This window comes from Rhodanobacter hydrolyticus, from assembly GCF_044904645.1.
Window position 1 is genome coordinate 87,998 of record NZ_JADIKK010000008.1, and the last position, 22,236, is coordinate 110,233.

The window sequence follows — 22,236 nt, forward strand, 5'->3', positions numbered from 1 at the left end:
CTTTGCATTGCGCACGCCAGGACCAGGCCAGTGACCGCCGAACTTGCAACCATCATCGACTTCATCCGCTACGGCGCCAGCCGCTTCTCGGCCGCCGGGCTGACCTTCGGCCACAGCCACGACAACCCCATCGACGAAGCCACCCACCTGGTGCTGGCCAGTTTGCACCTGCCGCCGGACATTCCGCCGGCCTATGGCGCGGGCCGCCTCACCGCCGAGGAGCGCGCCAATGTGCTGGCCTTGATCGAACGTCGTGTCAACGAGCGCCTGCCGGTGGCCTACCTTGTGGGCGAGACCTGGTTCGCCGGGCTGAAGTTCAAGAGCGACCGTCGTGCCCTGGTGCCGCGCTCGCCCATTGCCGAACTGATCGAGTCGGGCTTTGCGCCCTGGCTGGACGAACGCCACGTGGAGCGCGCGCTCGACCTGTGCACCGGCTCCGGCTGCATAGGCATCGCGATGGCCGAGTACAACCCGGAATGGCAGGTGGACATCGTCGATGTCAGCGACGACGCGTTGTCGCTGGCACGCGAAAACATCGTGTTCCAGCACGTCGAGTCGCGCGTCGAGGCGGTGAAGTCCGACCTGTTCGAAGGCGTGCGCGGGCGCAGGTACGACCTGATCGTCTCCAATCCGCCCTATGTCACCGAAGACGAATACGCCGCGCTGCCCGGCGAGTATGCGCACGAGCCCAAGCTCGGCCTTACCTCGGGCGAGGATGGCCTGGACATCTGCCTGCGCATCCTCGACGAGGCTGCCGACCTGTTGACCGACGACGGCTTGCTGATCGTCGAAGTGGGCGAAAGCGAGCATGCGCTGGCCGCGTTGCTGCCCGAGGTGCCCTTCGTGTGGATCGAGTTCAAGGTGGGGCAGATGGGCGTGTTTGCGCTGGAACGCCGCGACCTGGTCGAACACAGGGCGGCGATCCATGCTGCTGCCGTCGCGCGGCGCTGATTCGGTGCTGCTGGAAACGGCCCGCCTGCGGCTCGACAGTTTGCGCGGCGAGGATGCACAGGCGCTGTTCGCCTATCGCGCCGACCCGTCGGTGAGCCGTTACCAGGGCTGGCGTCCGACTTCCCCCGATGAGACGGTGCGTTTCATCGAGCGCGAGCAAGCGGTGGCGTTCGATACGCCGGACAGCTGGTTCCAGTTCGCCCTGCGCCTGCGCGACAGCGGTGAACTCGTCGGCGACCTGGGCCTGCATTTCGTAAATGCGGATACGGTTGAATTCGGCGTCACCTTGTCGCCGGCCCAGCAGGGGCGCGGGTTGGCCGCCGAGGCGGTACGCGCCGTGCTGGCACTGGTGTTCGACTCCCTGAAGCGTCACCGCGTCTACGCTTCGGTCGACCCGCGCAACCTCGCTTGCGTGAAGTTGCTGGAGCGCCTGGGCATGCGCAAGGAGGCGCATTTCCGCGAGAGCTGGCGCGAGGGCGATATCTGGGTGGATGACGTCATCTATGCGATGTTGGCGGGAGAGTGGAGTGCTCGCATGTGAGGTTTTTGCTGCTGTTGGAGAGGTTTCCTCGCGTTCTTGCTGGTAATGGAGCGGTTTGGCCCCGCCGCGCGGCCTGACCGTCCCCGCCTCACCGCCTCCGAGGGAGGGGCGTGGCGAAGCAGCGTGTTCCCGGCGCGCAGAAGCCACGGTCAGAGCAGGACAAAACCATGCAGGGCAGTGCCAAGCGCTCGCGCTTTTGCTTGTCATCCCGGCGCTGGTCGGACAAGAACGCAGTGCGCAGAACGTCCGCAGGCGCCCCGCAGGACGAGCGTGGCGGGTCATTCAGCCGCGACCACGATTATCCAAGCCACGTTGGCACTGGGTGACCAGTCTCGCTAACACAGTTAAGCTGTAAAGCTTGCTTCCACCCGAATGGACGTCCAAACCCCGTGTCCAGCAATTCCTTCGGCAAGCTCTTCACCGTCACCACTTTCGGCGAAAGCCACGGCCCGGCCATCGGTTGCGTGATCGACGGCTGCCCGCCCGGCCTGGCGATCAGCGAAGAAGAATTTCGCCAGGACCTTGATCGCCGTGCCACCGGCAAGAGCCGCCATACCTCGCAGCGACGCGAAGCGGACGACGTGGAGATCCTCTCCGGCATGTACGAGGGCAAGACCACCGGCACGCCCATCGCGCTGCTGATCCGCAACACCGACCAGCGCAGCAAGGATTACGGCGACATCGCCTCGACCTTCCGGCCGGGGCACGCCGACTACACTTACTGGCAGAAATACGGTATCCGCGATCCGCGCGGCGGCGGGCGCTCTTCGGCGCGGGAAACCACGATGCGCGTGGCCGCGGCGGTGGTCGCGAAGAAATGGCTGGCCGAGCGCCACGGCGTTCGAGTGCGCGGCTATCTTGCCCAGCTGGGCAGCCTTGCACCGTCGGACTTCGATTGGAATGCGGTCGAGCAAAATCCCTTCTTCTGGCCTTGCGCCGAGCAGGTGCCTGAGCTCGAAAAGGCCATGGACGCGCTGCGCAAGTCGGGCGACTCGGTCGGTGCGCGCGTCAGCGTGGTGGCCGAAGGTGTGCCGCCGGGCTGGGGCGAGCCGATCTACGGCAAGCTGGATGGCGACCTGGCGAGCGCACTGATGTCGATCAATGCCGTGAAGGGCGTGGAGATCGGCGACGGTTTCGCCGCGGTTTCCCAGCATGGCAGCGAGCACCGCGACGAAATGCGTTTGGACGGCTTTACGTCCAATCACGCGGGTGGCATCCTTGGCGGCATCAGCACGGGACAGGCCGTGGTGGCCTCGATCGCGCTGAAGCCCACCTCCAGCATCCTGATCCCCGGCCGCAGCGTGAACCTGGCCGGCGAACCGGTGGACGTGGTCACCAAGGGTCGACACGATCCCTGCGTCGGCATCCGCGCCACACCCATCGCCGAGGCAATGATGGCGCTGGTGCTGATGGACCACGCCTTGCGCCACCGCGCGCAATGCGGCGACGTGGGCATCGTTGCGCCGCGCATCCCCTGAGGCGCCGGTACGCTGGAGTGAGCATGGCAGGCAACAAACCGGTCGTCTGGGTGTCGCGCCCCACCTTCGAGAGCGAGATCGCGCGACTGTGGCCGCATTTCGAAGTGCACGAGGAGTCGCAGGAGGTGAAGTTCACCTCCGCCGAACTGGCGACCAGGCTGGCTGCTTGCGACGCCGCCATCGTGGGCCTGAAGGAGCGCATCGGAGCGGCCGAGCTGGCCGGAGCGAAACGGTTGCGCATCGTCGCCAACCTCGGCGTGGGCTACGACAACCTCGACGTGGCCGCGCTCACTGCGGCCGGCGTCGCCGCCAGCAACACCGCCGACGTGCTCAACGAGAGCGTGGCCGACTATGCCTGGGCGTTGCTGCTGGGTGCCGCGCGACGGATCGGCGCCGCCGAACGCTGGCTGCGCGCCGGGCAGTGGCGGGCCACCGAATTCAGGGGCTGGCTGGGCACCGACGTGCGCGGTCGCACGCTGGGCATTCTCGGCATGGGCCGCATTGGACAGGCCATCGCACGGCGTGCGCAGGGCTTCGGCATGCCGGTGCTCTATCACAACCGTTCGCGCCTGCCCGAAGCCATCGAGCGCGAATGTCGCGCCCGCCTTGTGGACAAGGCCACGCTGCTGCGCGATTCCGATTTCCTGGTGCTGGTGCTGCCGCTGACGCCGCAGACACGCCATGCCATCGGTGCCGCAGAACTGGCGCAGATGAAGCCGACCGCGGTGCTGGTGAACGTGGCGCGCGGCGGCATCGTGGACGACGCTGCGTTGGCGGCCGCCCTGCGCGAGGGTCGGCTCGCTGCCGCCGGCCTGGATGTTTTCGAGGGCGAACCGCATGTGCACCCAGACCTGCGCACCCTCGACAACGCGCTGCTCAGCCCGCATATCGCCAGCGCCACGACCGATACGCGCCGCGCCATGACCGCGGTGGCGGTGGACAATGTGCTGGCGTCTTTCGGTCACGGTCCGCACGCGGGCCATCCGCCGAATCTCCTGAATCCCGAAGCGCTGGCTACGGCCGGCGCGACTTCCCATCCCACCCGAAACTAACCTGACGAGCAGCACCCGATGAGCAAGAAGAGCAGTTACAAGGTTGCGATGATCGGCGCCACCGGCGCCGTGGGCGAGACGCTTCTCGCCATCCTCGCCGAGCGCAACTTCCCGGTCAGCGAGCTGGTGCCGCTGGCCAGCGAGCGTTCGGCCGGAGGCAAGGTGGAGTTCGCAGGCAAACAGGTGACGGTGAAGAACCTTGCCGACTACGACTTCGACGGCGTGGACATCGCCTTCTTCTCGGCCGGCGGTTCGGTGAGCAAGGCGCATGCGCCGCGCGCCGCGGCGGCCGGCGCGGTGGTGATCGACAACACCTCCGAGTTCCGCTACCAGGACGACATCCCGCTGGTGGTGAGCGAGGTGAACCCCCACACCATCGCCCAGTACACCACCCGCGGCATCATCGCCAATCCGAACTGCTCGACCATGGGCATGCTGGTAGCGCTGGCGCCGATCCATCGCGCGGTGGGCATCGAACGCATCAACGTGGCCACTTACCAGTCGGTCTCCGGCGCGGGCCGTTCGGGCATGGAGGAACTGGGCAAGCAGACCGCGGCCTTGCTCAATTTCCAGGACGTGGAGTCGAAGAAGTTCTCCAAGCAGATCGCCTTCAACGTGATCCCGCACATCGACGACTTCCAGCCCAACGGCTACACCAAGGAAGAAATGAAGATGGTGTGGGAGACGCGCAAGATCCTGGAGGACGACTCCATTGCGGTGAACCCGACGGCGGTGCGCGTGCCGGTGTTCTACGGGCATTCCGAGGCGGTGCACATCGAGACCCGCGACAAGATCACGGCCGAACAGGCACGCGAACTGATGGAGCAGGCCGAGGGCGTGGTGGTGATGGACGAGCGCAAGGCCGGCGGCTATCCCACCCCGGTGGGCGACGTCGCCGGCAAGGACCCGGTCTATGTGGGCCGCATCCGCGAGGACATCTCGCACGAGCGGGGCCTCGACCTGTGGATCGTCTCCGACAACATCCGCAAGGGTGCGGCGTTGAACGCCGTGCAGATCGCCGAACTGCTGATAGAAGACTATCTGTGAGGCGTGGGGCATGCAGTTGGGTGCTGGCCGGTCTGCTGATAGTGGCTGGGCCGGTCTGCGCACAGACCCATGGGTCTGCGCGTCAGGTGGCGACCGCGGTGGCCAGGCAGCAAGCCGAGGTGCAGCGCTTGCAGAAGGACGTGGCCAAACAGGAATCCGGCAGCCAGGCGGCAGCGGAAAAGCTCAGGCGGCAGGATGCGGAAATCGCCGAATTGCGGCGCCAGTTGCAGGCGGTCCAGCAGGCAAGAGAGGCGGTCGGCAAGGGGCATTGAGCGTCCCCGGGCCGGTCGGGCGTCTTCTCCATTGCTGGAATGCGCGATAGCAATGCGTCGCAAGTCTGCGATCCGCCTATTGTTGATCCGCTTGCATCTAACTAAAGTGCAGCATCGTCCGGCCGAAGCGCCGCCATTGTGGCGGCCTCCCCGGACACTGCGGCTTGTTCGGGGGAGCACCTGATGAATCGTTCGTTGAAACTGCCCTTGCTGGTGGCTCTGGCTCTTGGCAGCGGCCAGGCGTTGGCCATGGACCTGGGGCAGATCCAGGTCAAATCGGCGCTGGGCCAGCCCTTGCTGGCGGAAATCCCGGTACAGCAGGCCTCGCCGGCCGAGCTGCAGCAGCTCAATGTGCATCTGGCATCGGGTGACGCTTCCACCGGGATTCCCCTGCATTTCGCCGTGGTCGACGGCGGCGACGGCCACAAGGTGATCCGCATCACCAGCGAAACGGCTGTCAACGATCCGTTCCTCGACCTGCTGGTCGAGGTCCATGGCGGCAATGGCAAGAGCGTGCGCGAGTTCACCATCCTGCTCGATCCGCCGGGCAGCAGTCCCGCGCCGCAGCCTGCGCGCGTTGCACACGCGGCGAAGCCGGCTGCAGCACCGCGTCAGGCGAGCAGCGCTGCCGGTACGCCATCGTCGGGGCAGGCGGCCAATGGGCGCTGGACGGTCGAGCGCGGCCAGACCCTGTCCACGGTGGCCCACCAGACGGCGCCGGCTGGCGTCGACGTCAACCAGATGTTGCTGGCGCTCAAGCAGACCAACCCCGATGCGTTCTATCGCGACAACATCAATGCGCTGAAGGCAGGCGCGGTGCTGCGCATTCCCAGCAAGGCCGAGGCCGAGGCGATCGCGATAGCCACCGCTGCCGAGGAAGTGCGTCGCCAGAACGGCGACTGGCGCAGCGGTACGGTGGGCAGCGCGCCGACCAACGTGGCCGATGCGGGTACGCGTGCCGGCACCTCCAGTTCGCCCACGGCGACCGGCACAACGGGCGACCACCTGGCGCTGGTGCCGGCCAAGCAGGGCAGCAAATCGGCCACCGACAACAGCGACGCCCTGCGCCAGGATCTGCAGCGCAGCAAGGAGAGCCTTGCCACCCTGCAACAACAGGGCGATGACCTGAAGTCGCGCTTGAAGGACCTCAGCGACATCAACAGCAAGAACCAGCGTCTGCTCGCGCTCAAGGACAACGAAATCGCCGAGCTGCAACAGAAGCTGGCCGCGGCGCGCAAGGCGGCTGGTGCGCCGGCCGAGCCGGCGAACGCGGCGCCGGCGGCAACCGCGCCGGCCGCCACCGCATCGAAGACCGCGACCACTCCGGCCAGCATCGCCCCGCTGCCGGCAACACCGGCCGGCAGCGCGACAGCGGCCATGCAGGCGGCAGCGCCTGCCGCCGCCGCAACGGCACCCGCGGCGAGCAAGCCCGAACAGGCAGCCGCCCCAGCCAAGGCCGAACCTGTCAAGGCAACGCCGGCCAAGCCGGCCGCCAGCAAACCGGCGCCGTCCGACGACGAGCCCTGGTACTCGCAGCTCTGGGCAGAGGTGGCAGGTGGCGTCGTCGTCCTTCTGCTGGTGCTGTGGGCCTTGCTCGGTCGCCGCAAGGCGAAGCCTGCGTCCTCGTTGCCGAAGCTGGCGCCGTCGCTGGCCGATCGCTTTGGCTCGGAGCCGTTGCATGACGCCGACGACGTCGACCAGAACCTGCTGCTCGATCAGCTGGCCGAGCATCCCGACGACATCGGCCTGCACCTGGAGCTGGTCAGCCTGTACTACGGTCGCCGCGACATCGACCATTTCGAGGCGGCAGCTGAAGCCATGCATGCCCACGTTTCCGACCCGCAGCAGGAGGAGTGGCAGCAGGTAGTGCGCATGGGCGAGGACCTGGTGCCTGGCCATCCACTGTTCGCGCACCATGATGGCGCGTCGACGGAAGAACATGAGGCCCACCACGGTTTCGACATCGACCGTTATGCCGCCGAGCCCGTCGCGGCGCCCGCGCCGGCCGGCCCGCCGCCGATGCCGACCAGCCCGGTCAAGGTGAGCGAGTACAACTTCAACTTCGACCTCACGCCTCCGCACGAATCGGCGGCCAAGCACGTCGACGACACCAAACCCGCCGACGAGGCCAAACCGGTCGAGCAACATGCCGCCGCGGACGAAGATGCGACGGTGGTGAGGTCGAGCTGGCAGTTCGACGAGCCGGAGGCCGAACTGCAGCCCGCCGGCCATGATATCGAGTCGCGCGATTTCAGCGACGATCCGGCGGACACCAAGCTGGACCTGGCACGTGCCTACCTCGACATGGGTGATCCCGAAGGCGCCCGCGCCATGCTCGAGGAAGTACTGCACGAGGGCAGCCAGATGCAACGCGACGTGGCCAAGCGCCTGCTCGACGACCTGCACTGATAGTTTCATTGCATTGGTAAAGCACGAACGGGCCGGCTATGCCGGCCCGTTTGATTTTCGCGATCAGGGGCGATCGCAGGGAAGATGCCTGTTACGCTCTCCGCTTTGAATCGACAGCACGATCCATGCGCATCGCCCTGGGCATCGAATACGACGGCACCGACTTCCTTGGCTGGCAACGCCTCACCCATGGCAGCACGGTGCAGGGCGCGTTGGAACAGGCTTTGTCGAAGGTCGCCGCGCAGCCGGTCGAGGTGACCTGCGCAGGGCGAACCGATGCGGGTGTGCACGGCCGCTGCCAGGTGGTGCATTTTGACGCGCCGGTGGAACGCGAGATGCGCGGCTGGTTGCTCGGCGCCACTTCCAACCTGCCGCACAGCGTGGCTGTGCTGTGGGCGCAGCCGGTGGCGGAGGATTTCCATGCGCGCTTTTCCGCCCGCAGCCGGCGTTACCGCTATACCGTCCTGAACCGGCAGGTGCGTGCGGCGCTGGACGCGCGTTATGTCACCTGGGAACGCCTGCCGCTGGATGCCGCTCGCATGCATGCCGCCGCACAGGCGCTGGTGGGCGAACACGATTTCTCCGCGTTCCGCGCAACCTCATGCCAGGCCGCCCATCCGCGCCGTTGTGTGCTGGCGGCAGGCGTGCGGCGCGAGGGCGAGCAGGTGATCGTGGAGATCGAGGCGAATGCCTTCCTGCACCACATGGTGCGCAACATCGTCGGATCGCTGCTGCCGGTGGGGCGTGGCGAGCAGCCGGTCGAATGGGTTGCCGAGCTGCTGGCTGGCCGCAATCGCGAAGTAGCCGGGCCTACCGCGCCATCATCGGGCCTGACCTTCCTCGGTCCGCGTTACGAAGCGCACTGGGGCCTGCCTGCGGAGGTATCGCAATGACCCGCATCAAGTGTTGCGGCATGACCCGCACCAAGGACGCCTTGCTCGCTGCCCGGCTGGGCGCGGATGCGATCGGCCTGGTGTTCACCGCGCGCAGCAAGCGGCGGGTGGCGCTGGAACAGGCGCGGGCGATCCGCCAGGCCCTCCCGCCGTTCGTGGATGCCGTGGCCTTGTTCATGGACGACGAGGCTGCCCTGGTCGAGGAAGTCATCGCGACGGTGCAGCCCGATCTGCTGCAGTTCCACGGCGGCGAGGCCGACGACTGGTGCGCGCAGTTCAGGCGCCCGTACCTCAAGGCCATCGCAATGGGTGAGGGCGCTGCGGCGTTGCCGCGCCTGCACGACTACCCTCGCGCCGCCGCGCTGCTGCTGGACGGCCATGTCGCGGGCGAAGCCGGCGGCAGCGGCAAGGCATTCGACTGGTCGCTGCTGCCGCGTGGCCTTGCGCAGCCGGTGATCCTTGCCGGTGGCTTGCATGCGGGCAACGTCGGCGCGGCGATACGTGCGGCGCGGCCGTGGGCGGTGGACGTGGCCAGCGGCGTGGAGTCGGCGCCGGGCATCAAGGATGCCGGCAAGTTGCATGATTTCATCGCGGCGGTGCGCGCCGCGGACGAAGGGGAAGGCTAGCCATGAGCGAAGGTTCCAGCACGGTGCCGACACCGACCGCGATGGAGGAGTGCCGGGTCGACGCCGATCATCCGTTCGATCCGCGCATCCTGGTCGACCGCGACCGTCCGCTGGTGATCCGCGGCCTGGTGCGCGATTGGCCGCTCGTGAAGCTCGGACTGCAGTCGGACACCGCCTTTGCGCAGCGGCTGGCCGAGCTGGACAACGGCACCGACGTCAGCACCCTGATGGTGGCGCCGGAGGCCGACGGCATCGTCGGCTACTCGGCGGACCTGGGCGAGATGAACTACCAGCACTTCAAGGTGCCGGTGACCATGGGCCTGCAGCGACTGGCCAGCTACAGCCGGCGGGAGAACGCGCCGGCGCTGGTGATCCAGAGCGCGCGCGTGCGCGAATGCCTGCCGGGCTTGCTGGAAGACCACCAACTGCCGTTCCTCGATCCCTCGGTGGAGCCGCGCCTGTGGGTGGGCAACAAGGCCACCACACCCACCCATTTCGACTCGATGCGCAACATCGCCTGCGTGCTGTGCGGCGCGCGGCGTTTCACCCTGTTCCCGCCCGAGCAACTGCCCAACCTCTACATCGGTCCGCTGGATTTCGCGCCCACCGGCGCAGCGATCAGCCTGGCGCGACTGGACCGGCCCGATGACCCGCGCTATCCGCGCCTGAAGCAGGCGCTGGCCGCCGCGCAGGTGGCCGAACTCCACCCCGGCGACGCGATCTACATGCCGCCGCTGTGGTGGCACAACGTGGAATCGCTGCAGCAGCTCAACGCGTTGATGAACTACTGGTGGAGTCCGGTGGACGTGCCCGGCTACAACTCCGGCTACGCGCGCGCGGCGCTGTTTCATTGCCTGCTGGCCTTCCGCGAACTGCCTGCGGCGGAACGGGAGCAGTGGCGCAGGCTGCTGGACTATTACGTGTTCGGCGGCGAGGAAACCGTGGCGCACATCCCAGAGCATCGCCGTGGCGTGCTGGGGCCGCAGACGCCGGAGGTCGTGGAGAAGCTGAAGGAGGGGGCGCGGCAGAATCTCTGACCGCGCCGTTTCACGCCTCAGCCAATTCGTGGCGCAGCCAGTCCGCCAGCGCCGCGAACCGTGCATCGTCGGTGCGCCGGGTTGAAACCAGCGCCCAGCGCGCGGAGGTTTCGCGAAACCCCCACGGTGCAAGCAGCCGCCCGCTGGCGAGGTCGTCGGCCACCAGTGGCTGCGGCGCGATGGCCACGCCCAGCCCCGCTGCCGCGGCTTCCAGCAGGAAGTAGAGATGGGGCAGGGCCTGGGCCTGCTGCAATGATTCGGGCGGCAGGTCCATGGCGCGCGCCCATTCCGGCCACGCCTGCGGGCGCGAGGCGGTATGCAGCAGCGGTTCGTCGCACAGCGCGCTGGCGGGCAGCTCGCGCAGACGGTCGGCGCCGGGATAGCGCGGGCTGAGCACGGGTCCGATACGTTCCGGCGCCAGCTCATGCACCTGCCAACCGCTGGGCCACGGCGGCGCGGCCAGCAACAGGGCAGCATCCACGTTGGCCAGATGGTCGACCACAGGTTCTTCCTGCACAGCCAGATGCAGCGTCAGTGCAGGGAGATCGTGGCGCAGGCGCTCCAGTCGCGGAATCACCCAGCGCGCGAGCACGCTGCCGGAACAGCCGAGAACGCAGGCCGCGGCAGCGCGCTTATTCCGCAACTGCAGCCAGCCCTCGCGCAGTTGCCCGAACGCGGTGCTGCACTGTTCGCGCAGCTGCTGGCCTATCGCGGTGAGCGCGACGCCACGCCCTTGCCGGGCGAATAACGGCTGGCCCAGAGCTTCTTCCAGCGCGCGGACCTGCCGGCTGACGGCCCCATGAGTGACGTGCAATTCCTGTGCGGCAAGGCTCATGCTGCCCAGCCGCGCGGCGGCCTCGAAAGCACGCAGGGCATTCAGCGAAGGCAGGTCGCGATCCGACATGCTGTGAGTCTAGCTCAAGTATCGAGGCGATCTTTTCGCTTTTTCATGGGATGCCAAGGCGTTAAGGTGTGAGCCTGTCGCCGCGCTTCCTTTTGGAGTTCCCATGCCCGAGATCCGGGATTTCCACGCCTTCCCCGACGCCCAGGGCCGCTTCGGCCAGTTCGGCGGCAGCTATGTCGCCGAAACCCTGATGGCGCCGCTGGCTGAACTGACCGAGGCCTACCTGCGCCTGCGCAAAGATCCGGCCTTCGTCGCCGAGCTTGATCGCGACCTCACGCATTACGTGGGCCGGCCCAGCCCGGTGTATTTCGCCGAGCGGTTGACCAGGCACGTGGGCGGTGCGCGCATTCTGCTCAAGCGCGAGGACCTGAATCACACTGGCGCGCACAAGATCAACAACACCGTGGGCCAGGCGCTGGTAGCGCGGCACATGGGCAAGACCCGCATCATCGCCGAGACCGGCGCAGGCCAGCATGGCGTGGCCAGCGCCACGGTGGCAGCGCGGCTGGGGCTGGAATGCGTGGTCTACATGGGCGCCACCGACATCGAGCGGCAGAAGATCAACGTCTACCGCATGAAGCTGCTGGGCGCCGAAGTGGTGCCGGTGACTTCCGGCTCGAAGACGCTGAAGGACGCGCTGAACGAGGCGATGCGCGACTGGGTCACCAACGTGGCCGACACCTTCTACATCATCGGCACCGTGGCCGGGCCGCACCCGTATCCGCTCATGGTGCGCGACTTCAACGCCATCGTCGGCCGCGAGGCGCGTGCGCAGCTGCTGGAGCAGTACGGCCGCCTGCCGGATGTACTCACTGCCTGCGTGGGTGGCGGCTCGAATGCGATCGGCCTGTTCCATGCCTTCCTCAACGATCGCGACGTCCGCATCGTCGGCGCCGAGGCAGCGGGCGAGGGCATCGCCACCGGTCATCATGCGGCGTCCCTGGCCGCCGGCCGGCCCGGCGTGCTGCACGGCAACCGCACCTATGTGCTGTGCGACGACGACGGCCAGATCACCGAGACGCATTCGGTGTCGGCGGGCCTGGACTACCCAGGCGTCGGCCCCGAGCACGCCTTCCTCAAGGACGCCGGTCGTGCCGAATATGTCGGCGTCACCGACGACGAGGCTCTGGAGGCCTTCCACCTGCTGGCGCGCACCGAGGGCATCCTTGCCGCGCTGGAATCCAGCCACGCGGTCGCCCAGGCGATCAAGCTGGCGCGCGAATACCCGAAGGACGGCATCGTGCTGTGCAACCTCTCCGGCCGCGGTGACAAGGACGTGCACACCATCGCGGCGCGTGAAGGAGTGCAGGTATGAATCGCATCGACCGCCGTTTTGCGGCGCTGAAGTCCGCCGGCCGCACCGGCCTGATTCCCTTCGTTACCGCCGGCGATCCGTCGCCTGGACATGCGGTGGCGCTGATGCACGCACTGGTCGAGTCCGGTGCCGACGTGATCGAGCTTGGTGTGCCGTTCTCCGATCCGATGGCCGATGGCCCGGTGATCCAGCACGCCAGCGAGCGTGCCATCGCCAAGGGAGTGGGCCTGGGCGACGTGCTGGGCTGGGTCACCGAATTCCGCCGGCGCGATGCCGATACGCCGGTGGTGTTGATGGGCTATCTGAACCCCATCGAGATCCACGGCTATGCGCGCTTCGCGGCGGAAGCCGTGCAGGCCGGCGTCGACGGCGTGCTGCTGGTGGACTGCCCGCTGGAAGAGTCCGAAGTGCTGGCGCCGCTGCGCGCGGCCGGTCTCGCGCAGATCCTGCTCGCCGCGCCCACCACGGCGCCGGACCGCTTGTCGAAACTGTGCGCGGCGGCCGAGGGCTTTCTCTACTACGTATCGTTCGCCGGCATCACCGGCGCCGCGCGATTGAGCACCACGGATATCGCGGCGCGCGTGGCGGACGTGCGTGCGCACGCGAAGGCGCCGGTGGCCGTCGGCTTCGGTGTGCGCGATGCGGAAAGCGCGAAAGCCATTGCCGCTTTCGCCGATGCGGTGGTGATCGGCAGCGCGCTGGTGGAGCGGTTGGCGGGCGCGGCTTCGGTGGATGAGATTGCCGAGCGCGTGCGTGCGTTCCTGCAACCCATTCGGGATGCGCTCGACGCGCATTGAGTTGCGTTCTTCAGCGACTTTTCTGCGCACGATGGACGATCTCGAGAGTCACTTCGGGCTCCGCTGAAGGAGCGCACCACACGCCGGCGTCCGGTGCTTCCAGCGATCTCGGCTAGAATGCGCGCTTCACTAGAGGCATCGCTATGAACTGGCTGCAGAAAATCATGAACCCGCGTGCGCACACGCAAGGCTCCGGTGCAGGCAAGGGCAAGGTGCCCGAGGGCGTGTGGGAGAAGTGCGCAGGCTGTGGCTCAGTGCTGTACAAGCCGGAGCTGGAGCGCAACCTGATGGTCTGCCCCAAGTGCGGGCACCATCACGCCATCCGTGCCCGTACGCGCCTGCTCGCATTGTTCGACGAAGGCTCCACGCAGGAACTGTGGCCGAGCATGGAGGCCACGGACCCACTCAAGTTCCGCGATTCCAAGAAATACCGCGAGCGCATCGTCGCCTCGCAGAAGAGCAGCGGCGAGAAGGACGCGCTGGTCGCGATGAACGGCCGCCTGAAGGGCCGTCCGCTGGTCGCTACCGCATTCGAGTTCGGTTTCGTCGGCGGCTCGATGGGATCGGTGGGCGGTGAGAAATTCGCCCGCGCGGGCGAGCGGGCGCTGGCCGAGAAAAGTGCGCTGGTGTGCTTCGCCGCCAGCGGCGGCATGCGCATGCAGGAAGGCCTGTATTCGCTGATGCAGATGGCCAAGTCCTCCGCCGTGCTGGCCAAGCTGCGCGATGCCGGCGTGCCCTACATCAGCGTGCTGACCAATCCGTCCACCGGCGGTGTCTCCGCCAGCCTGGGCATGCTGGGCGACATCAACATCGGCGAACCGAAGGCGCTGATCGGCTTCGCCGGCCCGCGCGTGATCGAGCAGACCGTGCGCGAAACTCTGCCCGAAGGTTTCCAGCGTTCCGAGTTCCTGCTGGAGCACGGCGCCATCGACATGATCGTCGACCGCCGCGAGATGCGCGACAAGCTCGCCGATCTGCTCAACCTGCTGGAGAAGGCGCCGCGCGCGGCGTAACGACGGCTTCGCATCCGATGACGCCGCCTGCGGGCGGCGTCGTTCGTTTCGCGGGGAAGGGCGTTTGACCTCGGTCGTGATGATGATGAGACGGTGGGCTCGCGTCCATTCGCTTGCGCTGTTCGCGCTCATGTTTTTGGCCACGACTGAAAAGGCCAGCGCGGCTGCGCGCGAGTCACTGACGCTGCAAACGCCGACTGGAAGCGTGCTGGTCGAGTGTTTCGCCGATAAGGCGGATTTCGCGCGCCCGACGGTCCTTGTGCTGAGTGGCAGCAAGGGGTTCTGGTCGCCGGCTTATGAGGAGATCGGGCGAGCGCTTCGCAGCGAGGGTTTGCGAGCTTGCCTGGTGCACTTTCTTTCCCCGAAGGATGTGAGCGCCATCGGTCGTGCGGGTAGCTCCGATGCCCGCGAGCGCTACTACGCCAAACACCAGTCCGGATGGATCGCAACGATCCGTAGCGTAGCGACTTACTACCATGCGCAGTCTGGGCATGCTGGAAAGGTCGGACTGCTCGGGATATCGCTTGGCGCGGAGATAGCCTTGGCGGTCTCGGCCAACAGTACGGACATCGACGCGCTTGTGATTGTCGATGGCGGATTCCCGGAGGGTTACGCACACCCTGTGCATGCCTTGCCACCGCTCCGTCTGATATGGGGCGACGGGGATAAGACCTTTCCCTTGGCGGTGGGAGCAGGACTCAAGCGAATGGCGAGGCGTCTCGGCGACGAGGCCGACTTCGATATCTACAAGGGCGGACCTGCCTTTTTTCTCGATGCGGCAACACCACAGGCCTGCGCGGCTCATTTGAACGCAGCCCGCTTTTTCGCATCGAGGCTGTAGCGAGGCCAGGTTTCCCCGGCGGCGCGGTGTTTTCCACAGTCAATGTGGATGCCTGCCGAACAAAGCTGTGGACAAGCCGTGTTCACGGCTTTGGCAACAGATACTTGGCACGCATTGACGAATTTCTGCGCAAGCCTTTGCGCGTTTTCCACAACAAATGTGGAAGCACATGGGCATAGCCTGTGGATAGGTGGTGCAAGTGCTTGAGCGCACAGTGGCGCGCGACGCGATGCGCAGATTTTGCTCAGACAAGCATGGTCGTGGCGTGCACCAGCCACAACGACAGTGTGCCAAGCGCACCGCCGATGCCGATCGCAGCGAGCACGTCGCTGGGGTAGTGCAGGCCGAGGATGACACGCGATGCGGCGACCAGCGTGGTGAAGGTCAGCAGCAGCGGTGCCAGCAGCGGGTACCAGGCCAGCGCCACCATGGTGAAGCCCACCGCCTGCAAGGTATGGCCGGAAGGGAAGCTGAATTCGTCCAGCGGCGGCACGTGTGCGATCACGCCGGGGCAGGCGCGGAAAGGGCGCGGCCGGCGCGTGTACCGTTTCAACAGGCGATACAGCTGCAGGGCAGCAATGCCGGTGGCGGCCATGTGCGCGGCCGCGAACAATCCGCGCCGTCCCTCCAAGACGGCCAGGGCCAGCATCAGCGCGTACCAGAACATGCCGTCGCCGAGCCGGCTGACGGTGCCGAAGAACACGCCCACTGCGCGGCGCGTGCCCCAGCGGTTCGCCGCCACGCAGACGCGACGGTCGAAGGCAACGGTTCTAGGCATGGACGATGACGGCATGGTGCTCATGGCGCTGCTCCTCAGCCAGTTCTCGCAACAAGGACTCGAATTCGCGGATGACCTGATCCGGCGACAGGCGCGCCATGCTTTCGTGCGCGCGGCGACCCATGTGGCGGATCAGCCCAGGGTTGCCGGCCAATGTGGCGGTGGCAGTGACGAATGCGTCCGCATCGGCGGGCGCGATGCAGTAACCGTTGTAGCCGTCGCACAGGTGCTCGCGTGCCGCGCCTTCGCGATAGGCGATCACCGGCACTCCGCAGGCCAGCGCTTCAAGGATCACGTTGCCAAAGGTTTCGCTGAGGCTTGGGAAAGGGAACAAGTCTGTGCTGGCGATGTGCCGCGCCAGTGCTTCGCCACGTTGGGTGCCGGCGAAGACGAAATCCGGGTTTGCCGCCTGCAATGCAGCGCGCGCGGGGCCGTCGCCCACCCACACGAAGCGCATGGCGGGCAGTTGTTGTTGCGCAGTACGGAAGGCCCGCACAGCCAGCTCGAGGTTCTTCTCCGCTGCGATGCGGCCCACATACAGCATCACCGGTGTGCCGGCGTCGACGCTCCATTGCGCGCGCAGCGACGGATCGCGCTGGCCGGGATGAAACAGTTGCGTATCCACAGCGCGGCGCAGCAGGCGTGCATTGTCCACGCCGAGCGAGGCGAGCTCCTGTGCCAGCGCTTCGGTGGGCACGAGGGTGGCGGCGGCGCGGCGGTGGAAGCGGCGCAGGTGGCCGCGCACCAGCGGCGTGAGCCAACGCAGGCCGTAGTGGCTGGCATAGCTGTCGAAGCGCGTGTGGAATCCGGAGGCGACCGGGATGCGCAGGGCGTTCGCCACGCGCAGCGCCGAACTGCCCAACGGGCCTTCGGTGGCGATGTAGATGGCGTCCGGGCGTTCCTGCGACCAACGCTCGCGCAGGGTCCGTCCTGCGGGCAGGCCGAAGCGCAGGCCAGGGTAGCGGGGCAGGGCCGCGCCACGGGCGAACACGGTTTCGAAATGGGCATCGGCGGCACTCGGGCACGCCTGACGCGGACGCACCACTTCGACTGTGTGCCCGCGTGCCACCAGACCGGTGGCGAGACCGTACACGGTGAGCGCGACGCCATTGATCTCCGGTAGCCAGGTTTCGCTGACGATGCCGATGCGCATGACGTTGCTCTCGCGTGACCTGCGTACAGCTTCGCGCCGCGGCTTTGCGCAAGGGTGGCGAATACATGACGGGCGGATGACGGTCGCGGTTTTCAGCGGCCGAAGTACACCGCTATCCCGAGTCCGGCTTCCCACTCGGGCGCAGCGCCATCGAGGCGATGGCGCATGCTGGCATCCAATTGCACGCGTGGCGTAAGCATCCATGCCAGGCCGGCGCCGGCGCGGCTGCCTTGGCCAACGCCGGACACGTCCATCACGCCGAATTCGACGTAGCCGCTGAATCTCGGCGTGAAGGCGTAACCATCGCTGACGGCGAGTTGGCGGCTGTCGTGGCCGCCGCTGCGCACGTTTTCCAGGTACAGCGCGAGGCCATTGCGTTCGTCCAATTGCCAGTTGAACTCGGTGCCCAGCAGGTACTGGCGGCGCGGGTTGCGAAAGTCGCTCGCGCCATCAGTGAATTCGATGCTGCCCAGCAGCCCCCAGCTGAAGTTGCCGCGTGCGGGCGGGGCGAATTTCAGCGCCAGGGTGCTGTCGCCGCGTCCGTAGTCGACCGCATCGCCTTGGCTGAGTCGGTTGTAGGAGCTGCCGAATTGCAGTTCCAGCGATTGACCGATACCCAGCCGCAGCAGGCTGTCGGCGGTGTATTGAGCGCTGTCACCGCTGCTGGCGCGGGCGAGACTCCAGTCCGGCAGACCTTGTTCCAGCGTGATGTCGCCGGCGCCCAGCACGACCGGAGTGAAGCCGAGACCGGGACGGTCGTAACCGGGGTTGTCCAGTGCTGACGCAGTCGAGACAAATCCCGCCAGCAACAATGACGGCACGCCGAGCCAGCTGCGGTATCGGCTAAAATCCATGGTTTCTACGCGCCCCCCAGTACATTCCATGACCGTCCGCACCCGTTTTGCCCCCAGCCCCACCGGTTTCCTGCACATCGGCGGCGCACGCACCGCCCTGTATTGCTGGCTGGAGGCGCGGCGCCGCGGCGGCGAGTTCCTCTTGCGCATCGAGGATACCGATCGCGAGCGCTCCACCGACGAAGCGGTGCAGGCAATTCTCGATGCTATGGCATGGCTGCATCTTTCCGCCGACGAGGCTCCGGTTTACCAGACCCAGCGCCTGGCCCGCTACAAGGAAGTGGCCGCGCGCCTGCTGTCCGAGGGCAAGGCGTACTACGCCTACGAGAGCAAGGAAGAGATCGAGGCGATGCGCGAGGCGGCGATGGCGAAGGGCGAGAAGCCCCGCTACAACGGCCATTACCGCGACCGAAACGAGCCGTACCGCGAGGACCCGAACCGCGTGATCCGTTTCAGGAACCCGCTGGAAGGTTCGGTGGTGTTCGAGGACAAGGTGAAGGGCCGCGTGGAGTGGGCCAATGCCGAGCTGGACGATCTCGTCATCTTCCGCTCCGACGGCTGGCCCACCTACAACTTCGCCGTGGTGGTGGACGACATCGACATGGGGATCACCGAAGTGATCCGCGGCGACGACCACGTCAACAACACGCCGCGCCAGATCAACATCTACCACGCGTTGGGCGCGCCGGTGCCGGAATTCGCGCACCTGCCGATGATCCTCGACAAGGAGGGCAAGAAGCTCTCCAAGCGCACCAACTCGGTGAGCGTGATGGAGTACCGCGAGGAGGGCTACCTGCCGCATGCCATCCTCAATTACCTGGTACGCCTCGGCTGGTCGCATGGCGACCAGGAAATCTTCTCGCGCGAGGAGATGACCAGGCTGTTCGATGTCGCCGACGTCAACAAGGCTGCCTCGCGCTTCGATACCGAGAAGCTCAACTGGCTCAACCAGCACTACCTCAAGACCGACGATCCGGCGGCGCTTGCGCCCGAATTCGCCTGGCACCTGGCGCGTGCCGGCATCGATGCCGTGCACGGTCCGCAGCCTGCCGACGTGATCGTGGCCTTGCGCGACCGCGTACATACGCTGAAGGAAATGGCCGAGCGCGCGAAGATCTGGTACGGCCCCGTCACCGATTGGGACGACAAGGCTGTCGCCAAGCACCTGAAGAACGACGGCGCGGTCGCCGTGCTGGAAACGGCGAAGACGCTGCTGGCCGGGGTGGAGTGGCGGCCCGAGCCCATCCATCAGGTCATCGAGCAGATGGCTGCGAGGCTGGAGCTCGGCATGGGCAAGATTGCCCAGCCGCTGCGCGTGGCGATCACCGGCACGCAGGTATCGCCGTCCATCGACCATACCCTCTATCTTTGCGGCCGCGACGAGGCGCTGCGGCGCATCGACCATGCGCTGACGCTGGCGCGCGGCTGAAACAGACGGCCTGGGCAGGCATCCCATGGACGAACTGCTTGCCCGTGCAACGCATGGCGTCGACCCGAATTCTCCGGGTGCGTTCTGGCAGGTTTTCCTGAACCTGTGGGCGATGGTGCCGTGGACTGCGCTGTTCTGGTGGAACCTCGCATTCGTGGCGGTGGGGGCGCTGTTGGGCTGGTGGCGCGGGCGCCTGTGGGAAGGTGTCGCCTGGGCCTGGTTTCTGGGGCCGATCGGCTGGCTGGTGATCTGCTACCGCCCACGCGCCAAGCCCCGGGTCGAACCGCCTCCGCTGAGACGCTGACACGTCACATTGCGCGCAGCGTCGGGCATGTATGATCCCCCGCAAGGAGAATCCACTTGGCCCATGAAGCCGCCGGCAAGCCGCACGCCCATCATTCGCATCCGCACGACGCGAAGGGTTTCGTGCGTGAGGTCGCGCATGTCAGCGAGGAACGTGGCCTGCGGCTTACCCCGCTGCGCATGGAAGTGCTGGAGCTGGTCGCCGCCGCCGAGAAACCGGTGAAGGCTTACGACCTGCTCGACCAGCTGCGCGAACGCCACGGCAATGCGGCGCCGCCCACGGTGTACCGTGCGCTGGATTTCCTGCTGGAACAGGGCTTCATCCACAAGCTGTCGTCGATCAATGCCTTCGTTTCCTGCCATCATCCGGCCGAGGCGCACCAGGTGCCGTTCCTGATCTGCGACGTCTGCTCTGGCGCCGAGGAAGTTTGCGACCAGCGCGTGGCCGAGCTGATCGAGGCGCAGGCCAAGGTGCTTGGTTTCCGCGCCCAGGCACAGACGCTGGAAGTGCATGGCGTCTGCAAGCGTTGCCGCAAAACCTGAAGCCGTCCCGGTCGCCAGCGGACGCGGTCGCTTGTGTGGTGTCGATGTTATAAAGTAACATTTCGGATATGGACAGGATCGAAAGCTCCGCCAATAACGACGGCTTGCTGCTGCACTCGGGTGACGCGGGTGCCGTCGTCGTGGGCGGGGCATCGAAGTCCTCGCGCTGGTGGCAGCTTGCCGACCGCGTGGGCGCCGCGGCTTCATTCCTGTGCGCGATCCACTGCGCGCTGTTGCCATTCGTGCTTACCGTATTGCCGCTGCTCGGGCTGGGCTTCCTGGCGGGGCATCGTTTCGAACGCGACTTCGTGATGTTTGCCGCCTCGTTGGCGCTGTTTGCCCTGATCGGCGGTTATCGCCGGCACCATCAGCCGCTGTCGCTGTTGCTCGCCGTGCCAGGGTTGCTGCTGCTGCTGCTCGGCGTCGTCTGGGTGTCGGAAGAGCGGCACATCATCGTGCACAGCGTGATGGTGACCTGCGGTGGGCTGCTGGTGGCCTCGGCGCACTTCATGAATCTCTATATCGACCGCCGGCATGTGCATGCAGTAGCGCATGTGCACGGCGCGCAATGCGTGCATTGAGTTCCGGCTGACCGCCAAGCGTGGCATGCGCGGCCTGCAGTATCCCGACGGTTTCGGCTACACCGTTTCCGGCCGAGCGGTATTGGAAATCCGCGCGGTGATTGTGTAACGCGGCCGGCGTTTCCTAGCATTTGCGAATGAGCAACGTGCATCCCTGCAAACACGATCACTCGAGTCCTCACGCTGTCGATGCGCGTGATCACCGGCATGACCATTCGGCGCATGCCGACCCGCGTGGCCGCAAACTCCTGCTCGCCTTCGCGCTGACCACCATCACGATGCTGGCGGAGGTGATCGGTGGCCTGTGGTCGGGCTCGCTGGCGCTGCTTACCGACGGTGGCCACATGATGGTGGACGCGCTGGCGCTGCTGATGGCCTACGTCGGCGCGCGTCTTGCGCTGCGGCCAGCCGATGCCCGGCGCAGCTACGGCTACGGGCGCATGGAGGTTCTGGTCGGCTTCGTCAACGCCATCAGCCAGTTCGTGCTGGTCGGCTGGGTGGCGTGGGAAGCGACCCAGCGGCTGCTGCACCCGGGCGAGATCCTGTCGGGCATGATGCTGGCAGTGGCCATCATCGGTTTGCTGGTGAACGTGCTGGTGCTGCGCAGCCTGCACGGACACTCGCACGACGACGTGAACCTGGCCAGCGCCAGCCTGCATGTGCTGGGCGACCTGCTCGGTTCGGTAGCGGCGGTGCTGGCGGCGTTGGTGGTCCGTTGGCTGGGTTGGCTCTGGGCCGATCCGGTGCTGTCGTTGCTGGTGGCCGTGCTGATCCTCGGCAGCGCCTGGCAGTTGCTGCGCCGTTCCGCGCACATCCTGCTAGAGGGCGTGCCGGACGGCATGGACTGGACCGAGCTGGAAGCTGCGTTGAACGGTGTCGATCCGGCGATCAGCGGCGTCCATCACCTGCATGTGTGGCAACTGGCTTCCGGTTCGCGCATGGCCACTCTGCATGCCGAATTGCATGACCCGGCCGATGCCGCGCAGGCGCTGCGCGCAATCAACCGGTTGCTGCAGGAACGCTTCGGCATCCAGCACGTTACCGTGCAGATCGACCCCGAGGACTGCCTGGACCCGCCCCGGGGTTGTGCCGGCCATGGCCACGGTTAAGCCTGGCGCGGGCGGCTATGGTGCCGTCGCCGGCACTGCTATCATGGCAGGCCATCATGTTATTCCTGAGGAGATTCCCATGGGCAAGGGTGATCGCAAGACCCGTCGTGGCAAGACCTACCGTGGCAGCTACGGCAATACCCGCGTGCACGGCGCCCAGCCGGCGGTGGTTGGCGCCAAGCCGACCGTGACCAAGCCGGCTGCCGCAAAGAAGGCTGCGCCGAAGAAGAAGTCGGCCTGAGCCGCTTTCGCCGCGCATCACGAAGAACCCCGCCTTGTGCGGGGTTTTTTGTGGGTGCGTTCCCGGCCC

General features: G+C 66.6%; 24 protein-coding genes. 20 read left to right on the plus strand and 4 right to left on the minus strand.

The window, feature by feature from the left end:
• Positions 1-30 precede the first annotated feature (30 nt).
• The 10 genes from prmB to ISP25_RS02875 all read left to right on the plus strand — a co-directional run bounded on the left by prmB (position 31) and on the right by ISP25_RS02875 (position 10,306).
• Positions 31-951: a 50S ribosomal protein L3 N(5)-glutamine methyltransferase gene (gene prmB, locus ISP25_RS02830; RefSeq protein WP_404611519.1), complete on the plus strand. Its 921-nt coding sequence runs from the start codon at positions 31-33 to the stop codon at positions 949-951.
• Entirely contained in the window at positions 926-1,492 is a 567-nt protein-coding gene (locus tag ISP25_RS02835) for a GNAT family N-acetyltransferase (RefSeq protein ID WP_404611521.1), read from the plus strand. Before prmB ends, ISP25_RS02835 begins: the two co-directional genes overlap by 26 nt.
• A 389-nt stretch (positions 1,493-1,881) precedes the next feature.
• Positions 1,882-2,970 (plus strand): chorismate synthase, encoded by a 1,089-nt coding sequence (gene aroC, locus ISP25_RS02840; protein WP_404611523.1) that lies wholly within the window; start codon positions 1,882-1,884, stop codon positions 2,968-2,970.
• 23 nt (positions 2,971-2,993) lie between these two features.
• Complete coding sequence (locus ISP25_RS02845) at positions 2,994-4,022, plus strand: 2-hydroxyacid dehydrogenase (RefSeq protein WP_404611525.1); 1,029 nt, start codon at positions 2,994-2,996, stop codon at positions 4,020-4,022.
• Positions 4,023-4,040: 18 nt separating this feature from the next.
• Positions 4,041-5,069, plus strand: coding sequence for an aspartate-semialdehyde dehydrogenase (locus tag ISP25_RS02850; protein WP_404611527.1), 1,029 nt, complete (start codon positions 4,041-4,043; stop codon positions 5,067-5,069).
• Positions 5,066-5,341, plus strand: a complete 276-nt coding sequence (locus tag ISP25_RS02855) for a hypothetical protein (RefSeq protein ID WP_404611529.1) — start codon at positions 5,066-5,068, stop codon at positions 5,339-5,341. Before ISP25_RS02850 ends, ISP25_RS02855 begins: the two co-directional genes overlap by 4 nt.
• A 183-nt stretch (positions 5,342-5,524) precedes the next feature.
• Positions 5,525-7,750, plus strand: coding sequence for a FimV/HubP family polar landmark protein (locus ISP25_RS02860; protein ID WP_404611531.1), 2,226 nt, complete (start codon positions 5,525-5,527; stop codon positions 7,748-7,750).
• Positions 7,751-7,875: 125 nt separating this feature from the next.
• Positions 7,876-8,643, plus strand: coding sequence for a tRNA pseudouridine(38-40) synthase TruA (gene truA / locus ISP25_RS02865; RefSeq protein ID WP_192157794.1), 768 nt, complete (start codon positions 7,876-7,878; stop codon positions 8,641-8,643).
• Entirely contained in the window at positions 8,640-9,269 is a 630-nt protein-coding gene (locus ISP25_RS02870) for a phosphoribosylanthranilate isomerase (RefSeq protein ID WP_404611533.1), read from the plus strand. Before truA ends, ISP25_RS02870 begins: the two co-directional genes overlap by 4 nt.
• Positions 9,270-9,271: 2 nt before the next feature.
• Complete coding sequence (locus ISP25_RS02875; protein ID WP_404611535.1) at positions 9,272-10,306, plus strand: cupin-like domain-containing protein; 1,035 nt, start codon at positions 9,272-9,274, stop codon at positions 10,304-10,306.
• A 10-nt stretch (positions 10,307-10,316) separates the two neighbouring features.
• Here the strand turns inward: ISP25_RS02875 and ISP25_RS02880 are convergent, their stop codons facing one another.
• Positions 10,317-11,210, minus strand: a complete 894-nt coding sequence (locus ISP25_RS02880; RefSeq protein ID WP_192157790.1) for a LysR family transcriptional regulator — start codon at positions 11,208-11,210, stop codon at positions 10,317-10,319.
• Between the two features lie 103 nt (positions 11,211-11,313).
• On the opposite strand from ISP25_RS02880, the gene trpB reads away from it, so the two are divergent.
• The 4 genes from trpB to ISP25_RS02900 all read left to right on the plus strand — a co-directional run bounded on the left by trpB (position 11,314) and on the right by ISP25_RS02900 (position 15,176).
• Positions 11,314-12,525: a tryptophan synthase subunit beta gene (gene trpB, locus ISP25_RS02885; RefSeq protein WP_192157788.1), complete on the plus strand. Its 1,212-nt coding sequence runs from the start codon at positions 11,314-11,316 to the stop codon at positions 12,523-12,525.
• Complete coding sequence (gene trpA / locus ISP25_RS02890; RefSeq protein WP_404611538.1) at positions 12,522-13,322, plus strand: tryptophan synthase subunit alpha; 801 nt, start codon at positions 12,522-12,524, stop codon at positions 13,320-13,322. The genes trpB and trpA overlap by 4 nt, the downstream gene beginning before the upstream one ends.
• 143 nt (positions 13,323-13,465) lie before the next feature.
• Positions 13,466-14,335 carry an acetyl-CoA carboxylase, carboxyltransferase subunit beta gene (gene accD / locus ISP25_RS02895; protein WP_192157784.1) on the plus strand — a complete coding sequence of 290 codons (870 nt, stop codon included), beginning with the start codon at positions 13,466-13,468 and terminating at the stop codon, positions 14,333-14,335.
• A 64-nt stretch (positions 14,336-14,399) separates the two neighbouring features.
• Positions 14,400-15,176, plus strand: a complete 777-nt coding sequence (locus ISP25_RS02900; protein WP_404611540.1) for a dienelactone hydrolase family protein — start codon at positions 14,400-14,402, stop codon at positions 15,174-15,176.
• 244 nt (positions 15,177-15,420) lie between these two features.
• Here the strand turns inward: ISP25_RS02900 and ISP25_RS02905 are convergent, their stop codons facing one another.
• From ISP25_RS02905 to ISP25_RS02915, 3 genes are all read right to left on the minus strand, one after another.
• Entirely contained in the window at positions 15,421-15,978 is a 558-nt protein-coding gene (locus tag ISP25_RS02905; protein ID WP_404611542.1) for a phosphatase PAP2 family protein, read from the minus strand.
• Positions 15,947-17,107, minus strand: a complete 1,161-nt coding sequence (locus tag ISP25_RS02910; RefSeq protein ID WP_404611544.1) for a glycosyltransferase family 4 protein — start codon at positions 17,105-17,107, stop codon at positions 15,947-15,949. Before ISP25_RS02910 ends, ISP25_RS02905 begins: the two co-directional genes overlap by 32 nt.
• Before the next feature lie 92 nt (positions 17,108-17,199).
• Complete coding sequence (locus tag ISP25_RS02915) at positions 17,200-17,961, minus strand: transporter (protein WP_192157781.1); 762 nt, start codon at positions 17,959-17,961, stop codon at positions 17,200-17,202.
• A gap of 28 nt (positions 17,962-17,989) precedes the next feature.
• On the opposite strand from ISP25_RS02915, the gene gltX reads away from it, so the two are divergent.
• From gltX to ISP25_RS02945, 6 genes are all read left to right on the plus strand, one after another.
• Positions 17,990-19,390, plus strand: coding sequence for a glutamate--tRNA ligase (gene gltX, locus ISP25_RS02920; RefSeq protein ID WP_404611546.1), 1,401 nt, complete (start codon positions 17,990-17,992; stop codon positions 19,388-19,390).
• 25 nt (positions 19,391-19,415) lie between these two features.
• Positions 19,416-19,694, plus strand: a complete 279-nt coding sequence (locus ISP25_RS02925) for a hypothetical protein (protein ID WP_404611548.1) — start codon at positions 19,416-19,418, stop codon at positions 19,692-19,694.
• A gap of 56 nt (positions 19,695-19,750) precedes the next feature.
• On the plus strand, positions 19,751-20,236 hold the full coding sequence (locus ISP25_RS02930; protein WP_192157775.1) for a transcriptional repressor: 486 nt from the start codon (positions 19,751-19,753) through the stop codon (positions 20,234-20,236).
• A gap of 68 nt (positions 20,237-20,304) precedes the next feature.
• Positions 20,305-20,817, plus strand: a complete 513-nt coding sequence (locus tag ISP25_RS02935; RefSeq protein ID WP_192157773.1) for a MerC domain-containing protein — start codon at positions 20,305-20,307, stop codon at positions 20,815-20,817.
• A gap of 137 nt (positions 20,818-20,954) precedes the next feature.
• Positions 20,955-21,926, plus strand: a complete 972-nt coding sequence (locus ISP25_RS02940) for a cation diffusion facilitator family transporter (protein WP_404611551.1) — start codon at positions 20,955-20,957, stop codon at positions 21,924-21,926.
• 79 nt (positions 21,927-22,005) lie between these two features.
• Entirely contained in the window at positions 22,006-22,167 is a 162-nt protein-coding gene (locus ISP25_RS02945) for a 30S ribosomal protein THX (protein ID WP_077483554.1), read from the plus strand.
• Positions 22,168-22,236 lie beyond the last annotated feature (69 nt).

Coding starts and splice junctions, on each gene's coding strand:
- ISP25_RS02915 (WP_192157781.1), bottom strand. CDS start 17,961: ATGGATTTTAGCCGATACCGCAGCTGGCTCGGCGTGCCGTCATTGTTG.
- ISP25_RS02925 (WP_404611548.1), top strand. CDS start 19,416: ATGGACGAACTGCTTGCCCGTGCAACGCATGGCGTCGACCCGAATTCT.
- ISP25_RS02935 (WP_192157773.1), top strand. CDS start 20,305: ATGGACAGGATCGAAAGCTCCGCCAATAACGACGGCTTGCTGCTGCAC.
- ISP25_RS02940 (WP_404611551.1), top strand. CDS start 20,955: ATGAGCAACGTGCATCCCTGCAAACACGATCACTCGAGTCCTCACGCT.
- ISP25_RS02835 (WP_404611521.1), top strand. CDS start 926: ATGCTGCTGCCGTCGCGCGGCGCTGATTCGGTGCTGCTGGAAACGGCC.
- ISP25_RS02905 (WP_404611542.1), bottom strand. CDS start 15,978: ATGAGCACCATGCCGTCATCGTCCATGCCTAGAACCGTTGCCTTCGAC.
- ISP25_RS02880 (WP_192157790.1), bottom strand. CDS start 11,210: ATGTCGGATCGCGACCTGCCTTCGCTGAATGCCCTGCGTGCTTTCGAG.
- ISP25_RS02945 (WP_077483554.1), top strand. CDS start 22,006: ATGGGCAAGGGTGATCGCAAGACCCGTCGTGGCAAGACCTACCGTGGC.
- truA (WP_192157794.1), top strand. CDS start 7,876: ATGCGCATCGCCCTGGGCATCGAATACGACGGCACCGACTTCCTTGGC.
- ISP25_RS02875 (WP_404611535.1), top strand. CDS start 9,272: ATGAGCGAAGGTTCCAGCACGGTGCCGACACCGACCGCGATGGAGGAG.
- ISP25_RS02845 (WP_404611525.1), top strand. CDS start 2,994: ATGGCAGGCAACAAACCGGTCGTCTGGGTGTCGCGCCCCACCTTCGAG.
- gltX (WP_404611546.1), top strand. CDS start 17,990: ATGACCGTCCGCACCCGTTTTGCCCCCAGCCCCACCGGTTTCCTGCAC.
- trpA (WP_404611538.1), top strand. CDS start 12,522: ATGAATCGCATCGACCGCCGTTTTGCGGCGCTGAAGTCCGCCGGCCGC.
- ISP25_RS02850 (WP_404611527.1), top strand. CDS start 4,041: ATGAGCAAGAAGAGCAGTTACAAGGTTGCGATGATCGGCGCCACCGGC.
- ISP25_RS02910 (WP_404611544.1), bottom strand. CDS start 17,107: ATGCGCATCGGCATCGTCAGCGAAACCTGGCTACCGGAGATCAATGGC.
- trpB (WP_192157788.1), top strand. CDS start 11,314: ATGCCCGAGATCCGGGATTTCCACGCCTTCCCCGACGCCCAGGGCCGC.
- accD (WP_192157784.1), top strand. CDS start 13,466: ATGAACTGGCTGCAGAAAATCATGAACCCGCGTGCGCACACGCAAGGC.
- ISP25_RS02870 (WP_404611533.1), top strand. CDS start 8,640: ATGACCCGCATCAAGTGTTGCGGCATGACCCGCACCAAGGACGCCTTG.
- ISP25_RS02860 (WP_404611531.1), top strand. CDS start 5,525: ATGAATCGTTCGTTGAAACTGCCCTTGCTGGTGGCTCTGGCTCTTGGC.